The 20,486-nt window shown below is 64.7% G+C and carries 20 protein-coding genes and 1 pseudogene; 16 read left to right on the top strand and 5 right to left on the bottom strand.

The features are described from left to right. Positions 1-86: 86 nt before the first annotated feature. The 3 genes from ACYU03_RS12265 to ACYU03_RS12255 form a co-directional block, all read right to left on the bottom strand. Positions 87-1,010 carry a hydroxymethylglutaryl-CoA lyase gene (locus ACYU03_RS12265; protein ID WP_461891073.1) on the bottom strand — a complete coding sequence of 308 codons (924 nt, stop codon included), beginning with the start codon at positions 1,008-1,010 and terminating at the stop codon, positions 87-89. Next, entirely contained in the window at positions 1,007-2,197 is a 1,191-nt protein-coding gene (locus tag ACYU03_RS12260) for a CaiB/BaiF CoA transferase family protein (RefSeq protein WP_461891071.1), read from the bottom strand. Before ACYU03_RS12260 ends, ACYU03_RS12265 begins: the two co-directional genes overlap by 4 nt. A 119-nt stretch (positions 2,198-2,316) precedes the next feature. Beyond that, positions 2,317-3,228, bottom strand: coding sequence for a LysR family transcriptional regulator (locus ACYU03_RS12255; RefSeq protein ID WP_461891069.1), 912 nt, complete (start codon positions 3,226-3,228; stop codon positions 2,317-2,319). A gap of 157 nt (positions 3,229-3,385) precedes the next feature. Here ACYU03_RS12255 and ACYU03_RS12250 point away from each other — a divergent pair, with 157 nt between their 5' ends. From ACYU03_RS12250 to ACYU03_RS12205, 10 genes are all read left to right on the top strand, one after another. Then, positions 3,386-3,667 (top strand): peptidylprolyl isomerase, encoded by a 282-nt coding sequence (locus tag ACYU03_RS12250; protein WP_260271822.1) that lies wholly within the window; start codon positions 3,386-3,388, stop codon positions 3,665-3,667. A 35-nt stretch (positions 3,668-3,702) separates the two neighbouring features. Next, positions 3,703-5,616: an extracellular solute-binding protein gene (locus ACYU03_RS12245; RefSeq protein WP_461891452.1), complete on the top strand. Its 1,914-nt coding sequence runs from the start codon at positions 3,703-3,705 to the stop codon at positions 5,614-5,616. Then, positions 5,613-6,671, top strand: coding sequence for a microcin C ABC transporter permease YejB (locus ACYU03_RS12240; RefSeq protein WP_461891067.1), 1,059 nt, complete (start codon positions 5,613-5,615; stop codon positions 6,669-6,671). The genes ACYU03_RS12245 and ACYU03_RS12240 overlap by 4 nt, the downstream gene beginning before the upstream one ends. Next, a complete protein-coding gene (locus ACYU03_RS12235) occupies positions 6,671-7,687 on the top strand; it encodes an ABC transporter permease (protein ID WP_461891451.1) in 1,017 nt (338 codons plus the stop codon). The genes ACYU03_RS12240 and ACYU03_RS12235 overlap by 1 nt, the downstream gene beginning before the upstream one ends. A 43-nt stretch (positions 7,688-7,730) precedes the next feature. Next, a complete protein-coding gene (locus ACYU03_RS12230) occupies positions 7,731-9,122 on the top strand; it encodes a sigma-54 interaction domain-containing protein (protein ID WP_461891065.1) in 1,392 nt (463 codons plus the stop codon). Between the two features lie 316 nt (positions 9,123-9,438). Further along, positions 9,439-10,830, top strand: coding sequence for a GntP family permease (locus tag ACYU03_RS12225; RefSeq protein ID WP_461891063.1), 1,392 nt, complete (start codon positions 9,439-9,441; stop codon positions 10,828-10,830). A 12-nt stretch (positions 10,831-10,842) separates the two neighbouring features. Beyond that, entirely contained in the window at positions 10,843-11,613 is a 771-nt protein-coding gene (gene hbdH / locus ACYU03_RS12220; RefSeq protein WP_461891061.1) for a 3-hydroxybutyrate dehydrogenase, read from the top strand. A 56-nt stretch (positions 11,614-11,669) separates the two neighbouring features. Next, positions 11,670-12,149: a serine protease inhibitor ecotin gene (gene eco, locus ACYU03_RS12215; protein WP_461891059.1), complete on the top strand. Its 480-nt coding sequence runs from the start codon at positions 11,670-11,672 to the stop codon at positions 12,147-12,149. Positions 12,150-12,177: 28 nt separating this feature from the next. Next, positions 12,178-14,136, top strand: a complete 1,959-nt coding sequence (locus ACYU03_RS12210) for an acetoacetate--CoA ligase (RefSeq protein WP_461891057.1) — start codon at positions 12,178-12,180, stop codon at positions 14,134-14,136. 32 nt (positions 14,137-14,168) lie between these two features. Next, positions 14,169-14,444 carry a peptidylprolyl isomerase gene (locus ACYU03_RS12205; RefSeq protein WP_461891055.1) on the top strand — a complete coding sequence of 92 codons (276 nt, stop codon included), beginning with the start codon at positions 14,169-14,171 and terminating at the stop codon, positions 14,442-14,444. 7 nt (positions 14,445-14,451) lie between these two features. On the opposite strand, the gene ACYU03_RS12200 is transcribed toward ACYU03_RS12205, so the two are convergent. Next, the gene (locus ACYU03_RS12200) at positions 14,452-15,075 is read right to left on the bottom strand and encodes a LysE family translocator (protein ID WP_461891054.1); all 624 of its coding nucleotides are present in this window, start codon (positions 15,073-15,075) and stop codon (positions 14,452-14,454) included. A 316-nt stretch (positions 15,076-15,391) separates the two neighbouring features. On the opposite strand from ACYU03_RS12200, the gene ACYU03_RS12195 reads away from it, so the two are divergent. The 3 genes and pseudogenes from ACYU03_RS12195 (at position 15,392) to ACYU03_RS12185 (ending at position 18,116) form a co-directional block, all read left to right on the top strand. Then, positions 15,392-16,123, top strand: a complete 732-nt coding sequence (locus ACYU03_RS12195) for a hypothetical protein (protein ID WP_461891052.1) — start codon at positions 15,392-15,394, stop codon at positions 16,121-16,123. A gap of 456 nt (positions 16,124-16,579) precedes the next feature. Further along, complete coding sequence (locus tag ACYU03_RS12190; protein WP_461891050.1) at positions 16,580-17,404, top strand: helix-turn-helix transcriptional regulator; 825 nt, start codon at positions 16,580-16,582, stop codon at positions 17,402-17,404. 108 nt (positions 17,405-17,512) lie between these two features. Next, positions 17,513-18,116 (top strand): annotated as a pseudogene (locus ACYU03_RS12185) (LysE family translocator). Here ACYU03_RS12185 and ACYU03_RS12180 read toward each other — a convergent pair. After that, complete coding sequence (locus ACYU03_RS12180; protein ID WP_461891048.1) at positions 18,094-18,789, bottom strand: metallophosphoesterase; 696 nt, start codon at positions 18,787-18,789, stop codon at positions 18,094-18,096. The pseudogene ACYU03_RS12185 and the gene ACYU03_RS12180 sit on opposite strands and share 23 nt — an antisense overlap. A gap of 76 nt (positions 18,790-18,865) precedes the next feature. On the opposite strand from ACYU03_RS12180, the gene ACYU03_RS12175 reads away from it, so the two are divergent. From ACYU03_RS12175 to ACYU03_RS12165, 3 genes are all read left to right on the top strand, one after another. After that, entirely contained in the window at positions 18,866-19,378 is a 513-nt protein-coding gene (locus ACYU03_RS12175) for a DUF3016 domain-containing protein (RefSeq protein ID WP_461891046.1), read from the top strand. Positions 19,379-19,460: 82 nt separating this feature from the next. Further along, the gene (locus tag ACYU03_RS12170; protein WP_461891044.1) at positions 19,461-20,204 is read left to right on the top strand and encodes a carbon-nitrogen hydrolase family protein; all 744 of its coding nucleotides are present in this window, start codon (positions 19,461-19,463) and stop codon (positions 20,202-20,204) included. Next, positions 20,201-20,443, top strand: coding sequence for a hypothetical protein (locus ACYU03_RS12165; RefSeq protein ID WP_461891042.1), 243 nt, complete (start codon positions 20,201-20,203; stop codon positions 20,441-20,443). The genes ACYU03_RS12170 and ACYU03_RS12165 overlap by 4 nt, the downstream gene beginning before the upstream one ends. Positions 20,444-20,486: the final 43 nt, after the last annotated feature.

Here is a 20,486-nt window from a genome sequence, read left to right as displayed (position 1 = left end):
ACGGGGAACCCGATTGTTTTTGTTATCTGGACGGCAACCCGGGTTGCCGTGATCGTGCCCGGGTTCCGGGCACAGGCCACTAGGTGCTACGGCACCGGGTGCAGGTCGCAGTTGCGCCCCGCCTTGGCCACCTGGCCAGGCATTTCGTGGCCCAGCAACGCAGGCAGGCGCCGGGACAGGCGGAGCAACAGCGGCAGGTCGATCCCGGTCTCGATGCCCATTTCATCGCACAGGTTGACCAGGTCCTCGGTGCAGATGTTGCCGGAAGCCCCCGGCGCGAAAGGACAGCCACCCAGCCCCCCGAGCGACGCATCGAAACGCCTGGCGCCGGCCTCGTATGCCGCCAGCACGTTGCACAAGCCCAGGCCACGGGTATTGTGGAAGTGCAGCGTCAGCGCCGTCGCCGGCAGCTGCTCCAGCACACGCTGCACCAGGCGGTGGACCTGGCGGGGGTTGGCCATCCCCGTCGTGTCGGCCAGGGTGATGCCGTCCACGCCCAGTTCCAGGTAGGCCTCGACGATCTGCAGCACCCGATCCTCGCTGACCACACCTTCGAAGGGGCAGCCGAACGTGGTGGCAATGGAGGCGTTGAGGCTGAGCGATGTGCCACGCGCCAAAGCCACGATGTCGGTAAAAGCCGCCAGGGACTGTTCGCAGCTCATGCGCATGTTGGCCTGGTTGTGGGTCTGGCTGGCCGACATCACCAGGTTCAGCTCGTCCGCGCCTGCGCCCAGGGCGCGCTGCGCGCCTTTGAGGTTGGGCACCAAGGCCACGTAGATGACACCCGGCTGGCGCCGGATGCCGGTGAACACCTGCTCGCCATCCCGCAAGGCGGGAATGGCCTTGGGCGAAACGAAGGAACCCGCCTCGATACGCGAGAAGCCGGCCAGGGACAACTGGTCGATCAACTCGATCTTGTCGGCGGTCTCGACCCACACCGGCTCGATCTGCAGACCATCACGGGGCGAAACCTCCTGGACGATCAGGCGCTCGGAAAAGTCGGTGATCATTGCACCACTCCTTCAGTTTTCAGGCGCTGGATATCCGCCCCGGTCCAGCCCAGGTCGTGCAGCAGACCGTCGGTGTGCTGGCCCAGCGCCGGCCCTTGCCAGTTGACCTGGCCAGGGGTGGCGGAAAGCTTGGGCACGATGCCCGGCATTTTGGTCACGGCCCCACCCGGCAGTTGCGCGTCGAGCAGCATGTCGCGTGCTTGGTAGTGCGGATCGGCGACGATATCGGCCACCGAGTAGATGCGCCCCGCCGGCACTTCGGCCTGCTCCAGCGCCTGCAGCACGCTGTCGATGGGCTGGCTGGAGGTCCACTGGGTGATCGCATCGTCCAACAGTTCGCTCTGCGCGGCACGCCCGTCGTTCTGGGCGAAGTCCGGCCGCTCGGCGAGGTCAGGGCGGCCGATCACCTGCATCAGGCGCTTGAAGATGGGGTCGCTGTTACCGGCAATGACCACGTAGGCACCGTCCGCCGTCGGGTAGGTGTTGGACGGTGCAATGCCTGGCAGCGCGCCGCCGGTACGCTCGCGGACGTGGCCGAGCATGGCGTACTCCGGCACCAGGCTTTCCATGACGTTGAACACGCTCTCTACCAGGGACACATCGACCACCTGCCCCTCGCCCTGTCCCGTCTTGACCCGCAGCACCGACATCAGCGCGCCGATCACCGCGTGCATCGAGGCCAGCGAATCGCCCAGGCTGACGCCCACGCGAGCCGGCGGGATGCCAGGGGTGCCGGTGGTGTAGCGGATGCCGCCCATGGCCTCGCCGATCGCGCCAAAGCCCGGACGGTCGCGGTACGGGCCGGTCTGGCCGTAGCCGGAGATGCGCACCAGGGTCAGCTTGGGGTTCAGCGCATGCAGCACGTCCCAGCCCAACCCCAGCTTCTCCAGAGCGCCCGGGCGCAAGTTCTCGATCAAGACATCTGCGCTCTCGGCCAGTTGCTTGACGATGGCAACGCCTTCGGCGGATTTCAGGTTCAGTGCCAGGGACTTCTTGTTACGCGACTGCAGGTACCACCACAGCGAAGTGCCCTCGTGCAACTTTCGCCATTTGCGAAGTGGGTCACCCTGGCCCATCGATTCGATCTTGATCACTTCGGCACCGAACTCGGCCATCAGCCGCGCGGCGAAGGGCGCCGCGATCAGGGTACCGATCTCAATGACTCTCAGGCCGCTCAGCGCCGTCATCGTGATTACCTCTGGTTTTGTTTCTTGGAATTTGGTCCAAGCCTAGAGGACAGGCCGATGCGATTTCCAACCGTAAGATGGCAAGCACCGTTCGCGAAACGCGAACGCCTGGCCGGACGTCAGCCCGCCGGGCCTTGCAGGTGCTCGAACAGCATCCGGCTGCTGGGCGACAGCGATGCCTGGTCACGAACGACGATCAGCAAGCTGCGCGCGGCCCACTCATCCACCAGCGCCACGGCGGTCAGCCCCAGGGACCTGCCGAACAGCTCGAAAGCTTTGTGTGGCAGCAGGCCAATGCCCATGTTGGCCTGCACCATGCGGCACACGGCATCGAAACCGGGAACATGGATACGCGTACGCATGACCTTGCCGCCACTGCGCGCAGCGGTGTGCGCACGCATGTTGATCGAGCTGGCGGCATGCAGGCCGATATGGTCGTAATCCAGGGTATCGGCGAACGCCACCTGCGCATGGCTGGCCAGCGGGTGTTCGGCCCGCATCGCCACCACCAAGCGGTCCTGGCGATAAGGCACGCTGAACAATCCCTTGATGTCGGCATCGGCCGAACACAGACCGATATCGGCCTCGCCGTCGAGGATGCCCTGGACCACGCCACCGCTGGGACGCTCCTCCAGATCCACCTTGACCTGCTGGTGGCTGTTGCTGAAGGCATGCAGGTCCTCGGGTAGGAACTCGATGATCGCCGACAGGTTGGCCAGCATCCGCACGTAACCGCGTACCCCCTGCAGGTGCTCGCCGACGTCGACGCCAACCTTCTCGACCTCCGCCAGAATGCGCTTGGCGTAGTGGAGCAAGGTCTCCCCCGCCGGGGTCAGCGCCATGCCCTTGGCATTGCGCGCGAACACAGCAATGCCAAGGGCTTGCTCCAGGTCGTTCATGCGCTTGCTGGCCGCCGACGCCGCGATCATTTCACGCAATGCCGCACGGGTCAGCGTGCCTTCCTCATGAATGGCGACAAAGAGCTGCAGGGACACCAGGTCCAGGCGGCGCAGAAGCTGTTTGTGAGACATGTGGCGGCGTCTTCATGCTGTGGGATCACGAAAGCATACAGGCTCCGGACTTGTGGTGGCGGCCAACAAAACCCTCGTCTGGCGGAGGGTGGCCGTTACACGAGACACCGCCTGCGCATTTGCGCTAGGCTTGGCCTTTTCCCAAGGAGTACTTCCCATGGCACGCGCCACTGCCCGCCACATCCTGGTTGCCACCGAAGACAAGTGCAACGAACTCAAGGCCCAGATCGAGGCCGGTGCCGATTTCGCTGAAGTCGCCAAGGCCAACTCCACCTGCCCATCCAGCCGCCAGGGCGGTGACCTGGGCTCGTTCGGCCCAGGCCAGATGGTCAAGGAATTCGACACCGTGGTCTTCAGCGCCCCGCTGAACGTGGTCCAAGGCCCGGTCAAGACCCAGTTCGGCTACCACCTGCTGGAAGTGACCAGCCGCCAGGACTGAGCCAGCCTTTGTTCGCCCGCCCCTGCACGGCAGCTGTGGGAGCGGGCTCGCCCGCGAAGGCGTCTGCAGGCACCTCCTCGCTGCCTGGTCAGGCCAGTTCGAGGGCAAGCCCGCTCCTGCTGGCTCTGCGTTGCCTTGCATTGCTGTGCCTGACCTTCAGCGCACACGCCGCTTCCACTCACGCTCTCACCGTCTACGGCGAAGCTCCGCGCTATCCCGCCGACTTCCGCCACTTCGACTACGTCAACCCGGACGCCCCCAAGGGCGGCAGCCTGCGCCGCTCGGCCATCGAGATCGGCCAGTTCGACCATGTGTTGCCCTACATCGACAAAGGCACCGGCGTCAGCGAGGTCAATGGTTGGCTCTATGCGCCGCTGGCGGTTCGATCCTTCGACGAACCCTATACCGTCTATGGGCTGATCGCCCGGCGCATGGAGCGCGGCCCCGGCGATGCCTGGCTGCGTTTCGAGCTCGACCCCCGCGCCCGCTTCGCCGACGGCAAGCCCGTGCGCGCCGAGGACGTGCGCTTCACCTTCGAACTGCTGATGCGCCAAGGCAGCCTCACCTACCGTACCCAGTTCGCCGATGTCGCTGGGGTGGTGGTCGAGGGGCCACACCGGGTACGGTTCGATTTCAAGCAACCGCACAGCCGCACCCTGGCGCTGGATCTGGCCAGCCTGCCGGTGCTGCCCGAGCACGATTGGCACGAGCGTGATTTCGCCAGCGGCGCCGGCTTCAGCAAACCGGTAGGCAGCGGCCCCTACCGCATCGGCCGCATCGACAATGGCCGCAGCATCACCTTCGAACGCGACCCGCAGTGGTGGGCCCGGGACCTGCCAGTCAACCGTGGCCGTTTCAACTTCGAGCGTATCCGTGTCGAGTACTTCGGCGATACCGAGGTGGCCCGCCAGGTGCTGCGCGGTGGCGGCTACGACTACAACCGCGAGTTCTCCGCCACCGCCTACACCCTCGGCTACAACGGTGCCGCCCTGGACGATGGCCGCCTGCAACGCGCCCACCTGGGCAGCCAAAAGCCGCAGAACGCCCAGGGCTTCGTGTTCAACCTGGAGCGCCCGGTGTTCAAGGACCGGCGTGTACGCCAGGCCCTGGCGCTGCTGTGGGACTTCGAGTGGAGCAACCGGCAGATGATGCGCAATATGTACATCCGCCAGCAGAGTTTCTTCTCCAACACGCCCCTGGCCGCCCGCGAACTGCCCGATGCCGACGAGCTGAAGCTGCTGGAGCCGTTGCGCGGTCAAGTGCCGGACGAAGTCTTCGACCAGGTGTTCATGGCCCCGGTCAGCGACGGCTCTGGCATCATCCGCGCCCAGCAATTGCAGGCCCTGGCCTTGCTCCAGGCCGCCGGTTGGCGCCCTGAGGGCGACCAGTTGGTCAACGCCCAGGGCGAGCCGTTGACCTTCACCTTCCTCAATGGCCAGGCCGGCCTGGAGCGCCTGGTGTTGCCCTGGAAGCGCAACCTGGCACAGATCGGCATCACCCTGCAGATCCGCAATGTCGACTCAGCGCAGTACATCAATCGGCTCATGGACCGCGACTACGACATGATCGTCACCGGTTATCCGGTGACGCTTTCGCCCGGTACCGAGCTGTACAACTACTTCGGCTCGGCCGCAGCCAAGGACCCCGGCTCGAACAACCTGATGGTGCTGCAGGACCCGGCCGTCGACAAACTGCTCGATGGCCTGGTGCGCGCCGAAAGCCAGGCCGACATGCAACGCCATGCCCATGCCCTGGACCGGGTGCTGCAATGGAACTACTACTGGATTCCCAACTACTACCCGCCCGGCAGTTCCACGGTCTGGTGGAATCGCTTCGGCATACCCGAGGTCCAGGCCGCCTATGACGAAGGCCTGGACACCTGGTGGGAAATCAGCCCGAAGGCGCTGACCAACACCCAGATGGCCGAGCGTCTGGAGCGTAAGCCATGACCGCCTACATCCTCCGCCGTCTGCTGCTGATCATCCCGACCCTGCTGGCGATCCTGCTGGTCAACTTCGCCATCGTCCAGGCCGCCCCCGGCGGGCCGGTCGAACAGGCCATGGCCCGCCTGCAAGGCATCGCCTCAGGCGCACCTGGGGCGCGGGTCGAGATACAACATGGCGACTCGCGGGCCAGCCGGGGCCTGGACCCCAAGCTCATCGAGGAGATCAAGCGCCAGTACGGCTTCGACAAGTCCGCCCCCGAACGCCTGTGGTTGATGCTTGGCCAGTATGCGCGCCTGGACTTCGGCAACAGCTTCTTCCGCGGCGCCAAAGTCACTGACCTGATCCTCGATAAATTGCCGGTGACCCTGTCCCTTGGCTTCTGGGCCACCTTGATCACCTACCTGGTGTCCATCCCTCTGGGGATCCGCAAGGCGGTGCGCCACGGCAGCCATTTCGACGCCTGGAGCAGTGCGCTGATCGTGATCGGCTACGCCCTGCCCTCGTTCCTCTTCGCACTGCTACTGATCGTGCTGTTCGCCGGCGGCACTTCGCTGAACTGGTTCCCGGTGCGCGGCCTGGTTTCCGATAACTTCGACCAGCTCAGCTTGCTGGGCAAGGTGGCGGACTACTTCTGGCACTTGGTGCTGCCGGTCAGCGCCCTGGTGATCGGCGGCTTCGCCACCCTGACCTTGCTGACCAAGAACGCCTTCCTCGACGAGATCGCCCGCCAGTACGTGGTCACGGCCCGGGCCAAGGGCCTGAGCGAACGCCGCGTGCTCTACGGCCATGTGCTGCGCAACGCCATGCTGCTGGTGGTGGCGGGCGTACCCCAGGCCCTGATCACGGTGTTCTTCGCAGGCTCCCTGCTGATCGAGGTGATTTTCTCCCTCGACGGCCTGGGACGCATGAGCTACGAGGCCGCGGTGTCGCGGGACTACCCGGTGGTGTTCGGCACCCTGTTCATCTTCACCCTGGCTGGCTTGCTGATCCGCCTGCTCGGCGACCTTTGCTACACCCTGCTCGATCCGCGCATCGACTTCGACACGAGGGCACAATGATGCTCTCGCCCCTGTCCCGTCGCCGCCTGCAACGCTTTCGCCGCAACCGCCTCGGTTGGGTCTCGCTGTGGCTGTTCGCCGTGCTGTTGCTGCTGAGCCTGGGGGCCGAGCTGGTGGCCAACGACAAACCGCTGCTGCTCGGCTACAAGGGCGAGCTCTACGTGCCGGCGCTCAAGCGCTACACCGAGCAGGAGTTCGGCGGCCAACTGCCATTCCAGCCGGACTACCGCAGCCAGTACGTACGCCAGCTGATTGCCGACCAAGGTGGCTGGATGCTGTTCGCACCAATCCCGTTCAGCGCCGACACGCCCAACTACGACCTGCAGGTGCCGACGCCCAGCCCGCCCTCGGCGAGCAACTGGCTGGGCACCGACGACCAAGGCCGCGACGTGCTGGCGCGGGTGCTTTACGGCACGCGGGTATCGCTGCTGTTCGCCTTTGCCCTGACCGTCATCAGCGTCCTGATCGGCGTCACCGCTGGTGCTCTGCAGGGCTACCACGGAGGCTGGGTCGACCTGCTCGGCCAGCGCCTGCTGGAGGTCTGGTCGGGCTTGCCGGTGCTCTACCTGCTGATCATCCTCAGCGGCTTCGTCGAGCCGAACTTCTGGTGGCTGCTGGGGATCATGGCGCTGTTCTCCTGGCTGACGCTGGTGGATGTGGTGCGCGCCGAGTTCCTGCGCGGGCGCAACCTGGAATACGTCAAGGCGGCGCGTGCCCTCGGGCTGCCGGACAGCCAGGTGATCCTGCGGCACATCCTGCCCAATGCGATGAACGCCACCCTGACCTACGTGCCGTTCATGCTCACCGGCGCCATCACCACCCTCACCGCCCTGGACTTCCTCGGCTTCGGCATGCCGGCCGGCAGTGCCTCGCTGGGCGAGCTGGTGACCCAAGGCAAGCAACACCTGGAAGCGCCCTGGCTGGGCTTCACCGCCTTCTTCGCCCTGGCCCTGATCCTCTCGCTGCTGGTGTTCATCGGCGATGCCCTGCGCGAGGCCTTCGATCCGCGTGCCTGATCCGGGCATAATCCCAGCCTTGTCCGGCCACAGGCGCAACCCCATGCACGATAGCGACAGCCTCAAGGATTACCCGCAGGTACGGCAACTGGCGATCCGTTCGCTGTTCGAGATCATCGAACAATCCAGCGAAGGCACGGTGATCGTCGACCGTCAGGCGCGCATCGTCTGGATGAACGAGCGCTATGCCCGGCGCTTCGGCCTGAGCGATGCTGCCAGCGCCATCGGCCAGCCCTGCGAAGCGGTGATCCCCGGCAGCTTGATGCGCGAGGTGGTGAGCAACGGCCGGCCGATCCTGCTGGACATGCTCGATACGCCGAACGAGCCCTTGGTGGTCATGCGCCTACCGATCCATGACGCCCGCGGCGAACTGATCGGCGCCATTGGTTTTGCCCTGTTCGATGAGCTGCGCAGCCTGTCGCCCTTGCTCAAGCGCTATTCGAGCATGCAGCAGGAGCTGGCCTCGACCCGTTCGCAGTTGCGTGCGCGCCAAGCCAAGTACAGCTTCGCCCAGTTCGTCGGCAGCAGTGCCGCAAGCCTCGAAGCCAAGCGCCGCGCCCGCCGTGGCGCGGCCAGCGATTCGCCAGTGCTGCTGCTCGGTGAGACAGGCACCGGCAAGGAGCTGTTGGCCCATGCCATCCATGCTGCTTCGCCACGGGCGCACAAGGCTTTTGTCAGTATCAACAGCGCGGCCATTCCCGAAACCCTGCTCGAAGCCGAGTTCTTCGGCACGGCCCCAGGCGCCTTCACCGGTGCCGAGCGCAAGGGCCGTGCCGGCAAGCTGCAACTGGCCGAAGGCGGCACGCTGTTCCTCGACGAGATCGGCGACATGCCCCTGGCGCTGCAGAGCAAGCTGCTGCGCGTCCTGCAGGAGAAGGAATACGAGCCGGTGGGTTCCAACCAGATGCTGCGCAGCGACGTGCGCGTCATCGCCGCCACCTCCATCGACCTGGAATCGGCCATGGCCCAGGGGCGCTTCCGGGCGGACCTGTACTACCGGCTCAATGTCCTGCCGATCCATGTGCCGCCCCTGCGTGAGCGCCTGGATGACCTGCCGGCCCTGAGCGAGGCGATCCTCGAGGAACTGGGCGCGCAGTACGAGCTGGAAGCCGACGCCCAAGCCCTGCTCACGCGCCACGCCTGGCCCGGGAACATCCGCGAGCTGCGCAACGTACTGGAGCGGGCGACCTTGCTGGCCGACCAGCCGCGGCTGACCGCAGCGGACCTGCAAGCCGCGCTGGGGCCGCTCAGCCCGCTGGCGGCCGACCCCGTGCAATTGGGCTATCGCGAGGCTTGCGAGCAGTTCGAGCGCAAGCTGATCGAAAATGCCCTGGCGCGCGCTGCCGGCAAGGTGCCGGAGGCTGCCCAGGCATTGGGATTGGGGCGGTCGACCTTGTACAAGAAAATGGCGGCGCTGGGGATTATGTCTCAATAAAGAGATAAAAGTCTCAATCTAGAGACAGCCCAAATGTTCCTCTCCATATACATGACCTGGAGGAGCGGGCTTGTCCGCGATGCGCCAGCGCAGACAATACCCAGGCCAAGGCGACAGCGTTGCCCTCGTTTCGCGGGCAAGCCCGCTCCTACAGGCCTTCGGTCATGCATGACCCAGGCGTCAAGTCTCAGATCAGAGACAAGTAAGTTTCATTACACAATAAATTCTTTATAAATCAATAAGTTATTAACATGGCATGATTCCCGCTATCTCCCGGCACCCATAACAACAAGATTCACCCAGGAGATCCCCCCGGATGACCGTGCTCATCGCCCTGGCAGCCTTGACGCTGCTGATGCTGGCTGCCTACCGCGGCTACAGCGTGATCCTTTTTGCCCCTATCGCCGCCCTCGGCGCGGTGCTGCTGACCGACCCTTCTGCCGTTGCTCCAGCCTTCACCGGCGTGTTCATGGACAAGATGGTCGGCTTCATCAAGCTTTACTTCCCGGTATTTCTGCTCGGCGCCGTATTCGGCAAGCTCATCGAATTGTCGGGTTTCTCGCGCTCGATCGTCGCCGCCGCCATCCGTCTGCTCGGCACCCGCCAAGCCATGCTGGTGATCGTGCTGGTCTGTGCCCTGCTCACCTACGGCGGTGTCTCGCTGTTCGTGGTTGTGTTCGCTGTCTACCCCTTCGCCGCCGAGATGTTCCGCCAGAGCGACATTCCCAAGCGCCTGATCCCGGCGACCATCGCCTTGGGCGCGTTTTCCTTCACCATGGACGCCCTGCCTGGCACGCCGCAAATCCAGAACATCATCCCCAGCACCTTCTTCAACACCACGGCCTGGGCCGCACCCTGGCTGGGGCTGATCGGCGCCCTGTTCGTGTTCGGCGCCGGGATGCTCTACCTGCAGCGCCAGCGCAACAAGGCCCAACGGGCTGGCGAGGGCTATGGGCACAACCTGCGCAACGAACCGGAAACCGCTGAAGACCTGACCCTGCCAAACCCGCTGCTGGCCCTCTCGCCCCTGCTGCTGGTGGGCGTGATGAACCTGCTGTTCACCCACTGGATCCCCCAGTGGTATGGCGCCAGCCACAGCCTGCAATTGCCCGGCATGGGCGCCCCGGTGGAGAGCGATGTGACTAAGCTCACAGCGATCTGGGCGGTGCAGGCGGCGTTGCTGGTGGGCATCCTGATGGTGCTGGTCTGTGCTTTCGGTACGATCCGCAGCCGCCTGGCCGAGGGCAGCAAGAGTGCGGTCAGCGGTGCCCTGCTGGCCGCCATGAACACCGCCTCCGAGTACGGTTTCGGCGCGGTGATCGCTTCTCTGCCGGGCTTTCTGGTGCTGGCCGATGCCCTGCGCGGCATCCCCAATCCGCTGGTGAACGAAGCAATCACCGTGACCTTGCTGGCGGGCATCACCGGTTCCGCCTCCGGGGGCATGAGCATCGCCTTGGCGGCCATGGCCGACAGCTTCATCGCCGCAGCCAATGCCGCCGGCATTCCCCTCGAAGTACTGCACCGGGTCGCCGCCATGGCCAGTGGCGGCATGGACACCCTGCCGCACAATGGCGCGGTGATCACCCTGCTGGCCGTCACCGGCCTGACCCACCGCGAGGCATACAAAGACATTTTCGGTATTACCCTGATCAAGACCCTGGCCGTGTTCGTGGTCATCGCCACGTTCTACGCCACCGGTATCGTCTAGAAGGAGCGCTGCATGAATCTCAACGGCAAGACAGCTGTGGTCACCGGTTCCACCAGCGGCATCGGCCTGGGCATTGCCCTGGTGCTGGCCAGGGCGGGTGCCAACCTTGTGCTCAATGGCTTTGGCGATGCTCAGGCCGCCATCGACGAAGTCGCCCGGCATGGCGTCAAGGTTGGCCATCATCCCGCCGACCTCAGCGACGCGGCCCAGATCGAAGCCCTGTTCGCCTACGCCGAGAGCACGTTCGGCGGCGTCGACATCCTGGTCAACAACGCTGGCATCCAGCACGTGGCGCCGGTGGAGCAGTTCCCGGTCGAGGCCTGGGACAGGATCATCGCCCTCAACCTCTCGGCGGTGTTCCACGGCACCCAGCGTGTATTGCCAGGCATGCGGGCGCGCAACTGGGGGCGGATCGTCAACATCGCCTCGGTGCACGGCCTGGTCGGTTCGACCGGCAAGGCCGCCTATGTGGCGGCCAAGCACGGCGTGGTCGGCCTGACCAAGGTGGTCGGCCTGGAAACCGCCACCAGCAATGTCACCTGCAACGCCATCTGCCCCGGCTGGGTACTCACCCCGCTGGTGCAGAAACAGATCGACAACCGTGCTGCCGGCGGGGTCGGGGCGCAACAGGCGCAACAGGAACTGCTGGCCGAGAAGCAGCCCTCCTTGGCCTTCGTCACCCCCGAACACCTCGGTGAACTGGTATTGTTCCTCTGCAGCGAGGCCGGTAGCCAGGTCCGTGGTGCCGCCTGGAACGTCGATGGCGGTTGGCTGGCCCAGTGAGGGCCCGTCCGGGGCCTGGCAGTACGCTCGCGATTTATCATCTGCAAGGAGGCCCTATGCGCCCACGCTCCATCACCGCGTTGTTCACCCTGTCCCTGGCCGCCGCCGTTCCGGCGATGGCGGCCAGCCTCAAGGATGTCGCGCCCTACCCCGAGGCTGAAAAAGGCTTCACCCGCCAGGTCATCCACCTGCCCGAACAGGCCGACGAGTCGGCCTACAAGCTCGAAGTCCTGGCCGGCAAGACCCTGGAGGTCGACTGCAACCGCCAGCGCCTGGGCGGTACGCTCGAGGAACACACCCTGCAAGGCTGGGGCTACAACTACTATCGCCTTGAAAAGGTCGCCGGCCCGGCCAGCACCCTGATGGCCTGCCCGGACAACAAGAAGACCGAGGCCTTCGTGCCGGTGGTCGGCGACGGCTTCCTGCTGCGCTACAACAGCAAGCTGCCGGTGGTGGTCTATGTGCCTGAGGGCGTAGAGGTCCGCTACCGCATCTGGTCCGCCTCCGCCGACGTGCAACAGGCTAAAGTGGAGTAAGACAGCCCTGTAAAAAGAGGAGCGCGGCATGAATGATGTCCTCTGGCATCCCTCTGCGGCGCAGGTCGAATCCAGCCGGATGGAGGCCTTCCGCCGCTGGGTCAACCTGCGCTTCAACCTGGAGCTGAACGACTACCCGGCGTTGCACCGCTGGAGCATCGAACAGCCCGCCGCGTTCTGGCAGTCCCTGGTCGAGTATTTCCAAGTGCGCTGGCACACGCCAGCCACCCAGGTGCTCGACGAGGGGCTGCACATGCCCGATGCGCGCTGGTTCGCCGGCGCCACCTTGAATTTCGCCGAGCACCTGCTGCTGCGCCGCGATGGCCGCCCGGCCCTGATCGCGCTGCGTGAAGACGGTACCCGTCAGGTGCTCAGCCATACCGATCTGGCCCGCCATGTCGCCGGTCTGCAGCGCGCGCTGGAGGCCGCCGGTATCCAGGCCGGCGACCGTGTGGCGGCGGTGATGCCCAATACCTGGCAGACCCTGGTGGCCATGCTTGCCTGCGCCAGCCTCGGCGCCATCTGGTCATGCTCGTCACCGGAGTTCGGCACCCATGGCATCATCGACCGCTTCGGCCAGATCGAACCTAAGCTACTGATCGTCTGCGCTGGCTATCAGTACGCTGGCAAGTCCATCGACCAGGTGGACAAGATCAACCAAGTGCTGGAGCAACTCCCTAGCCTGGAACACCTGGTGGTAGTGCCTTATACCCGCCTGGACACCCGCGCCGAGGCCTTCAACGCCCCACGGGTCAGCCTGTGGGACGACTTCTACCAGGCCGGTGGCGAGCCACGCTTCAAGGCGCTGCCGTTCGACCACCCCCTGTATATCCTCTATTCCAGCGGCACCACCGGCGTGCCCAAGTGCATCGTCCACCGCGCCGGCGGCGTGCTGTTGCAACACCTCAAAGAGCACGGCCTGCACAACGATCTCAAGGCCGACGATGTGTTGTTCTACTACACCACTTGCGGTTGGATGATGTGGAACTGGCTGGCCAGCGGCCTCGCCGTGGGCGCGACCTTGGTCCTGTACGATGGCTCGCCTTTTCACCCTGGCCCCGAGCGTCTGATCGACCTGATCGACGCCGAAGGCATCCAGGCCTTCGGCACCAGCGCCAAGTACCTGGCCGCCCTCGAACAGGAAGGCCTGGTGCCGCGCCAGAGCCACCGCCTGGACAGCCTGCGGCTGCTCATGTCCACCGGTTCGCCGCTGTCACCGCACAGCTATGACTACGTCTACCGGCAGATCAAGCCCGAGCTGTGCCTGGCCTCGATGTCCGGCGGCACAGATATCGTCTCCTGCTTCGTGCTCGGTAACCCGACCCTGCCAGTGCGACGTGGCCAGATCCAGTGCAAGGGCCTGGGCATGGCCGTCGAAGTCTGGGATGAGCACGGCAAGCCGTTGATCGGCGAGAAAGGCGAGCTGGTCTGCACCCGCCCCTTCCCGGCCATGCCCTTGGGCTTCTGGGGCGACAGCGACGGGGCGCGCTACCGTGACGCCTACTTCAGCCAGTTTCCCGGCGTCTGGGCCCAAGGCGACTACGCCGAAGAAAGCCCGGAAGGCGGGCTGGCGATCCATGGCCGCTCCGACGCCGTGCTCAACCCCGGCGGCGTGCGCATTGGTACGGCGGAGATCTACCGCCAAGTGGAAAAGATCGAGGAAGTGCTGGAGAGCATCGCCATCGGCCAGCAATGGCAGAACGATGTGCGTGTGGTGCTGTTCGTGCGCCTGCGCGACGGTTTGCAACTGGATGACGCCCTGCAAACCCGTATCCGCCAGGTCATCCGCCAGTACACCTCGCCACGCCATGTGCCGGCAGTGATCGCCCAGGTCGATGACATCCCACGCACCATCAGCGGCAAGCTGGTGGAACTGGCGGTGCGCAACGTGGTGCACGGCCTGCCGGTGAAGAACACCGATGCCCTGGCCAACCCCGAGGCGCTGGAGCAGTTCCGTGACCGCGCGGAGCTGCGCGATCAGGCATAATGGCGGCTTTTGCCCCGTCGTACAGGTACATCATGAAAACACAAGCCCGCCATATCCTGGTCAAGACCGCTGCCGAGGCCGAACAGCTCAAACAGCGCATCGCCAAGGGCGAAGCCTTCGACGTGCTGGCGAAGAAGTTCTCCACCTGCCCATCCGGCAAACGCGGCGGCGACCTGGGTGAGGTCCGCCCCGGGCAGATGGTCGGCGCCATCGACCAGGTGATCTTCAAGAAGCCGCTGCGCGTGGTGCACGGGCCGATCAAGACAAAATTCGGTTTCCACCTGGTCCAGGTGTTCTACCGCGATTGAGCGTGCGCTAACGGCGTGCCGCCAACAGCCCGACCCCGGCACAACCCAGCAGCGACGCACTGACCCGGTTGAACACCCGGCGCGGTCCCGGGTGGTTGAACCAACGCTGCAAGTAGGCGCCGAGCGCGCCGTAGAGGGCAATCGCCGCCCACTCTAGCAGCAGGAACAACGCGCCCAGCCAAAGGAACTGCTCAGCCACCGGCGTGGCGCTGCCGACCGAGACGAACTGCGGCAGGAACGCGGTGAATATCAATATCGCTTTAGGATTGCCTGCCGCGACCCAGAACTCCTGCCGCGCCAGCCGCCAGGTGCCGCGCGGCTGGTCGGCGGCTTCGGCCACCTCGCCCACGGGGGCGTGCCACAGCTGCCAGGCGATGTAAAACAGGTAGGCAGCGCCCAGCACCTTGATCACCAGGAACAGGTATTCACTGGTGTGCAGCACCACCGCCAGGCCCATGGCTGCCAGGGCAATCATGCCGCTGAACGCAAGGAGCCGCCCGCCACCGGCCACGCACGCGGTGCGCAAGCCATAACGGCTGGCATTGTGCAGCGACAACAGGTTGTTCGGCCCCGGCGCCATGTTCAAGGCAAAGCAGGCAGGGATGAACAGCAGAAGGCTTGAGAGGTCCATGGCGTTTCTCCGATGACAACAGGCGCCACTCTCTCGCCAGGCCAAGGCAAGCGTCAAGGTACAGTCAAAGCAAAAAACTGTATTCCCAGCGCCCCCTCCAACTCTTGCACAACAACGGCTTAAGGCCCGGCTAGAGCCAATCGCTTTTTGCTGCACCACGTTGATAGCAACTCAATATCACCCCGACTGGAAAGCGCATCGACCCTGGGGCTATACCTGCTGTTGGCACTTCAGTGCCCAGGTGCATGGAGCCCTGCATCCGGAGGCAGCGTTACCGCACCTGTACCGTCAAACCTCTCGGAAAAGGAAATTCCACATGGATAGCATCGGAGTCAGCGCCGCCCAGATCAACTGGAACGGCGGTCAACGCATCACCCTCAAGTCCGGTGATACGGCCACCTGCACCACGCTACGCCCTGGTCAGCTGTATGGCGTATTCATCTACAACTCGGCTCAGAACGATAACAACGCCATCGTCAATGTGGTCTGGAGCAACAGCCAGCCGCCCTGTCAGATCACGGTGCCTGGCACCACGGCCGATGCCGGTCTGGCGTCGTTGGGCTTCGTCTCGGGTACCGATACCCAGACCGTGTCGTTGTCGGTTCCACCCAACAGTGGCATCGCCCAGATCGAGGCTTGGCTCGGCAGCGTCAGCATGCCGACCAACACCGCCGGCTTGAACAACCAACCTCTGCAAGCCAATGGCGAGCAGGTGCCGTTCAACAAATACACCCGCTACTACAGCGTGCCCCCGTCAAAGTGGATGAGCCTGACCATCGTCAGCACTATCAACCAGTTCATTTCCTGCCAGTTCCGCCAGGACAAAGCGGTGGTCTTCGTGGTCAACGAAACCTCCAATGGTCTGCTGTCCGGTCAGGTCACGGCCATGGGCCCGACAGCCAGTGAACAGGGCGTGGTGACGATCAGTACCTCGCAGATCCAAAGCATCTCGGAGAACCTGCAAGGCGATGGCAGCCAATGGGTGTGGATGGACGCCGATAGCCAGCAGAACTCGCAAACCGCCAGCATTGCCTTGCAGTCCCTGTAGCAGCAGGTACGCAAGGTCTTTTGAAGGCCCCAGTCGGGGCCTTCTTTTTTATGGCCAGCGGGTGCATGCCTTGAGTCCTGTGGCACTCTTCAGATCCCGCGCCGGCGCATCGCGACACAAGGCCGCTCCTACATGTGTTGCAACGTGCCATGGCCTGACAGACCGAAGTTTTAAGCCCTTGTTTGTTCGACAAAGATATTGAGGTGGTCGCAACAGCCCCCATCCCATCTTTCGCCTTGCGCCAAGGCTGACAACACCTATCTCACAGACCATGGTGTGGGAGCGGCCTTGTGTCGCGATGCGCCGGCGCGGGATCTGAAGAGCGCCACAGGACTCAAGGCAGGCACCTGGTGTGTCATCACACAATCCCAATCCCCCAGTAATCCGTGAAGAACCTTCTTTTTGCGGCGCCGGGCCGGCCCTTGCTAAGCTGCCAACCTGATCGAGGAAGCCGCCATGCCCCCTACCAGCGCCAACCCACAACAGGCATTCTGGCGCGACCCTGCCCTTCCCTTCGTGGAGAGCCGCCGCGCTTGCCATAGCCGCGCCTGTTACAAGGCCCACAGTCATCCGACCTTCTCCATCGGCGCAGTGGATGCTGGCCTCAGCCGTTTCAGTGGCGCCGGCCCAGGCCAGGAGCAGCTGATGCCCGGCACCCTGGTGTGGGTGCCGCCGCACCGGGTGCATGCCTGCAACCCCGAACCAGGGCAGGCCTGGAGCTACCAGATGCTTCACCTGGATGCCGAATGGCTACGGCGCCTGCGCCTGGAGTCCGGCATCGAGGCGAACGAACAGCGCGCCCCGGCGCGGATCAGCCGTCAGCCACAGCTTTACCGGCAGTTCTGCCGCCTCAACGAACTGCTGTTCTCCAGCGCCAAGCCCACCGAGAAGGAAGCTGCGCTGATCGAGTTCATCGGCGACCAGGACCTACAACACTACCCTGCGCTGGCTTGCGCGCCAGCACCGAGCTTGAACGCCCCGGCCCTGAAAGGCTTGATCGAGCAGGTCGCCGCAGCCGACCCCGCGGAGCTGTCCCTGGAACGATTGGCCGCCTGGGCAGGCCTGGGCCGCTACCCGTTGATCCGGGTTTTCCGCACCGCCACCGGCCTGACGCCTCACGCCTACCTGCTCAACGCACGGATCAATCAGGCACGACGCTGGTTACGCCAGGGCCAGGCGCTGGCCGATATCGCCTATCGCCTGGGCTTTGCCGACCAGAGCCACTTCCAACGGGTGTTCAAGGCTCATACCGGAGTGACGCCGGGACACTACCGGTTGTAGTGATCACACCCCCCATCAGGGGTCGCTGCCCACGCAATATTCTTCAATACCACCGGATGACAACGGCGCAGACTCGCGGCTTCTTTCGTGCTGGAGAAGTGCCGTCCCATGGAGCAGTTCCTGATCGTTGCCGCCGCCCATTTCCTTGCCTTGCTGTCTCCCGGGCCGGATTTCTTCCTGGTCGCCCGCACCTCGATCAGCGCCGGATGGCGGGTGGCGAGCGGCGCCTGCCTGGGCATCGCCCTGGCCAATGGCGTGTTCATCCTTGCCGCGTTTACCGGCGTGTCGGCCCTGCTCCCCGACAGCGGCCTGTTCATCACGCTGCAACTGACTGGCTGTGCCTATCTGCTATACCTCGGCGTGCTGTTCATCCGCCACGCCGGCAGCAGTAGCCTCGCGCCGGTCGACAGCCGACGCGCGCAGCCAGGTCATGGGCGTGCTCTCGGCCATCCTCAATCCGAAGAACGCGTTGTTCTATGTCAGCCTGGCCAGCATGGTCGCTGCCAGCCATACCGGCCTGGGCTGGAAGCTGCTGTACGGTGGCTGGATGTTCTTCATGGTGCTGCTCTGGGACCTGCTGGTGGCCGTGGCCATTGGCAACCGCCGCGTGCTGCGACGCTTCTCCCAGGCCCTGCCATGGCTGGAGCGCTGCTCAGGCGCGGTATTGATCCTGCTGGCCCTGGGCGTGCTCATGCACCTGGCGTGGGGCTGAGCAAAGTCAGGCTACGCAGATCGAGCAGACTGAAGTGACCACTGGCCCAGCCTCCCGTGTCGAGGTGCCAGACATTGCCCAGCACCTTTACCCGATGCACCGGCGTATGCCCCACCAGCAATGCGCGCAAACCCTCGATGCCACGGCTGTCGTCCTGCTGCAGCCGCCGCCGGGACCATTGGCAGACCTCCTGGACCTCGCTGTCCGGCCCCTCCTGCAGTTGCCGACGCAACTCGGCCCAATCGGCAAACGGGCAATCGGCATGCAGCAGACCGATCAGACCCTCCGCGCTTTCCACCTCCAGGGCGATCGGCAGGGTGGCGAATACCTCGACGAAACGCTGCTGCTCCGCCTCCGGCAGGTCAAGGAACCAGGCGCCACCTGCCGAGCGGTACAGGGCACGGTCCAGCCGCCCACCGCAGACATGGTTGACCGCCAGCGCCTCATGGTTGCCCTGCACCGCGAAGAACCACGGCCGTGCCAGCCACTCCAGCGCCTGCTCGCTGTCCGGCCCACGGTCCACCAGGTCGCCGACACTGAACAGGCGGTCGCAGTGCGGATCGAAGCCGATACGGTCCAGGCACTGCTGCAAGCGCTGGAAATGGCCATGGATATCGCCCACGGCCAGGTCACGTCCTCTGGAATTGGCGGCTATCCGTTCGATCCGGCTCATGGCAACGCCCCTCTGCTGCTGCTCGTGCAACAGGCGTAGAATGGACGGGCAAGCAGTCCCCCTCTGGAGGTGCATCATGCGTCCCGTTCTGACCTGTGCCGTGCTGATGGTGCTGGCATTCGACAGCATGGCACAAACCGCCCCGACATCGCAGGTCGAGGTCCGTTTCGACCATCCCGAGAAATTCCGCGATGCTAGCCTGAACAGCCCTGGCTACGAGCGTGGCGCTGACGCAGAAGTGATGAAGGCGCTCACCCAGCACTTGCAGAAGCTCGGCCAGCGCTACCTGCAGCCCGGCCAGCAACTGCAAATCGACATCCGCGACATTGACCTGGCTGGACGCTATGAGCCCTGGCACAGCCGCGCCTATAACGTGCGCTTCATGCGTGACATCACTTGGCCGACCATCGACCTGCACTACACCCTGTCGCAGCCGGGTCAACCCCAACAAGAGGCCGCGGACCGTGTCAGCGACAAGATGTACCTGAGCCGGCCAGGACGCCAGACCAGCAGCGACCGCCTCTTTGCGGAAAAAGCCATGCTCAACGACTGGTTCCGCCAGCGCTTCGCGCCACAGCCCGCATCCTGACGCGCTCTCCTCGGACAGGCGCTGGCCGGGCTATCGCGCGGGGTAGTATCCTCGCCAGAACCCTAGCCAAGGATGACCATTCGTGAAGATCTGCGCCGTACAACTGGGCTCGCTCAAGGGCGACCTGCAAGGCAACCTCGAACGGCACCTGCGGACAGTCCGCCAGGCTGTGCGCCTGGGAGCGGGCCTGGTCTTCTTCCCCGAGCTGTCCTTGAGCGGCTACGAGCCCACGCTCGCCCGTGAACTGGCCGAGCCAGGCCAAACACCCCTGCTCGATCCGCTGCAGCGGCTGTGTGACCAGCATGGCATCACCGTTGCCCTCGGCCTGCCATTGGCCACAGAGCACGGCGTACGCATCGGCATGCCGGTCCTGCGGCCGGGGGCGCCACGATTGATCTATGCCAAGCAGCGCCTACACCCCGACGAACTGCCGTGGTTCTCTGCGGGCAACCAGCTTCTGGTATTCCAGGCTGCAGAACTGCGCCTGGCCCCCGCCATCTGCTACGAATCGATGTTCGACAGCCACGCCGAACAGGTACGGGCGCTGGGAGCGGATATCTACCTGGCCAGCGTCGCCAAGAGCGCCAGAGGCGTCGAACAGGGTTTCGAGCATTACCCCGAGGTCGCCCGCCGTTTCGGCATGCCCGTGCTGATGGCCAACTGCGTTGGTGCGGCGGACAATTTCATCGGCGCGGGCCGCTCCGCCGCCTGGGATCACCAAGGCCGGCTGCTGGCTGCATTGGGTGCCGAAGAAGAAGGCCTGGTGCTGCTCGATACCTTGGAGCGAAGCGCCAGCGCCCTGCCCCTCGCCGGCCCGGCGTCATGAAATACCTGCTGCTGGCGCTGGCCAGCTATGCCCTGACCTATTACCTGGTCGGCCTGCTGATCCAGGGGCGGCTGAACGATGTCGCCGAAGGCCTGCGCCATCGCCCGGACGCACCGCCTCCGGGGCAGTATCTACGGGAAGTGGCGGCCCAGGCCCGACGCGCCCGCCTCGAGTACACGGCGCTCGCCGGAAGCCTGTTGGCCGTCGTCTTGGGGTTGCTGGCCTGGCTGTTTGGCTGAGCCTGGGCGCGGCCCAGAGCCACTTCATCAAAGCCCCAGTACT

Source organism: Pseudomonas sp. X10 (assembly GCF_054889225.1).
The sequence above is the reverse complement of the archived record's forward strand: the minus strand, read 5'-3'. Positions and strand labels throughout refer to the sequence as shown.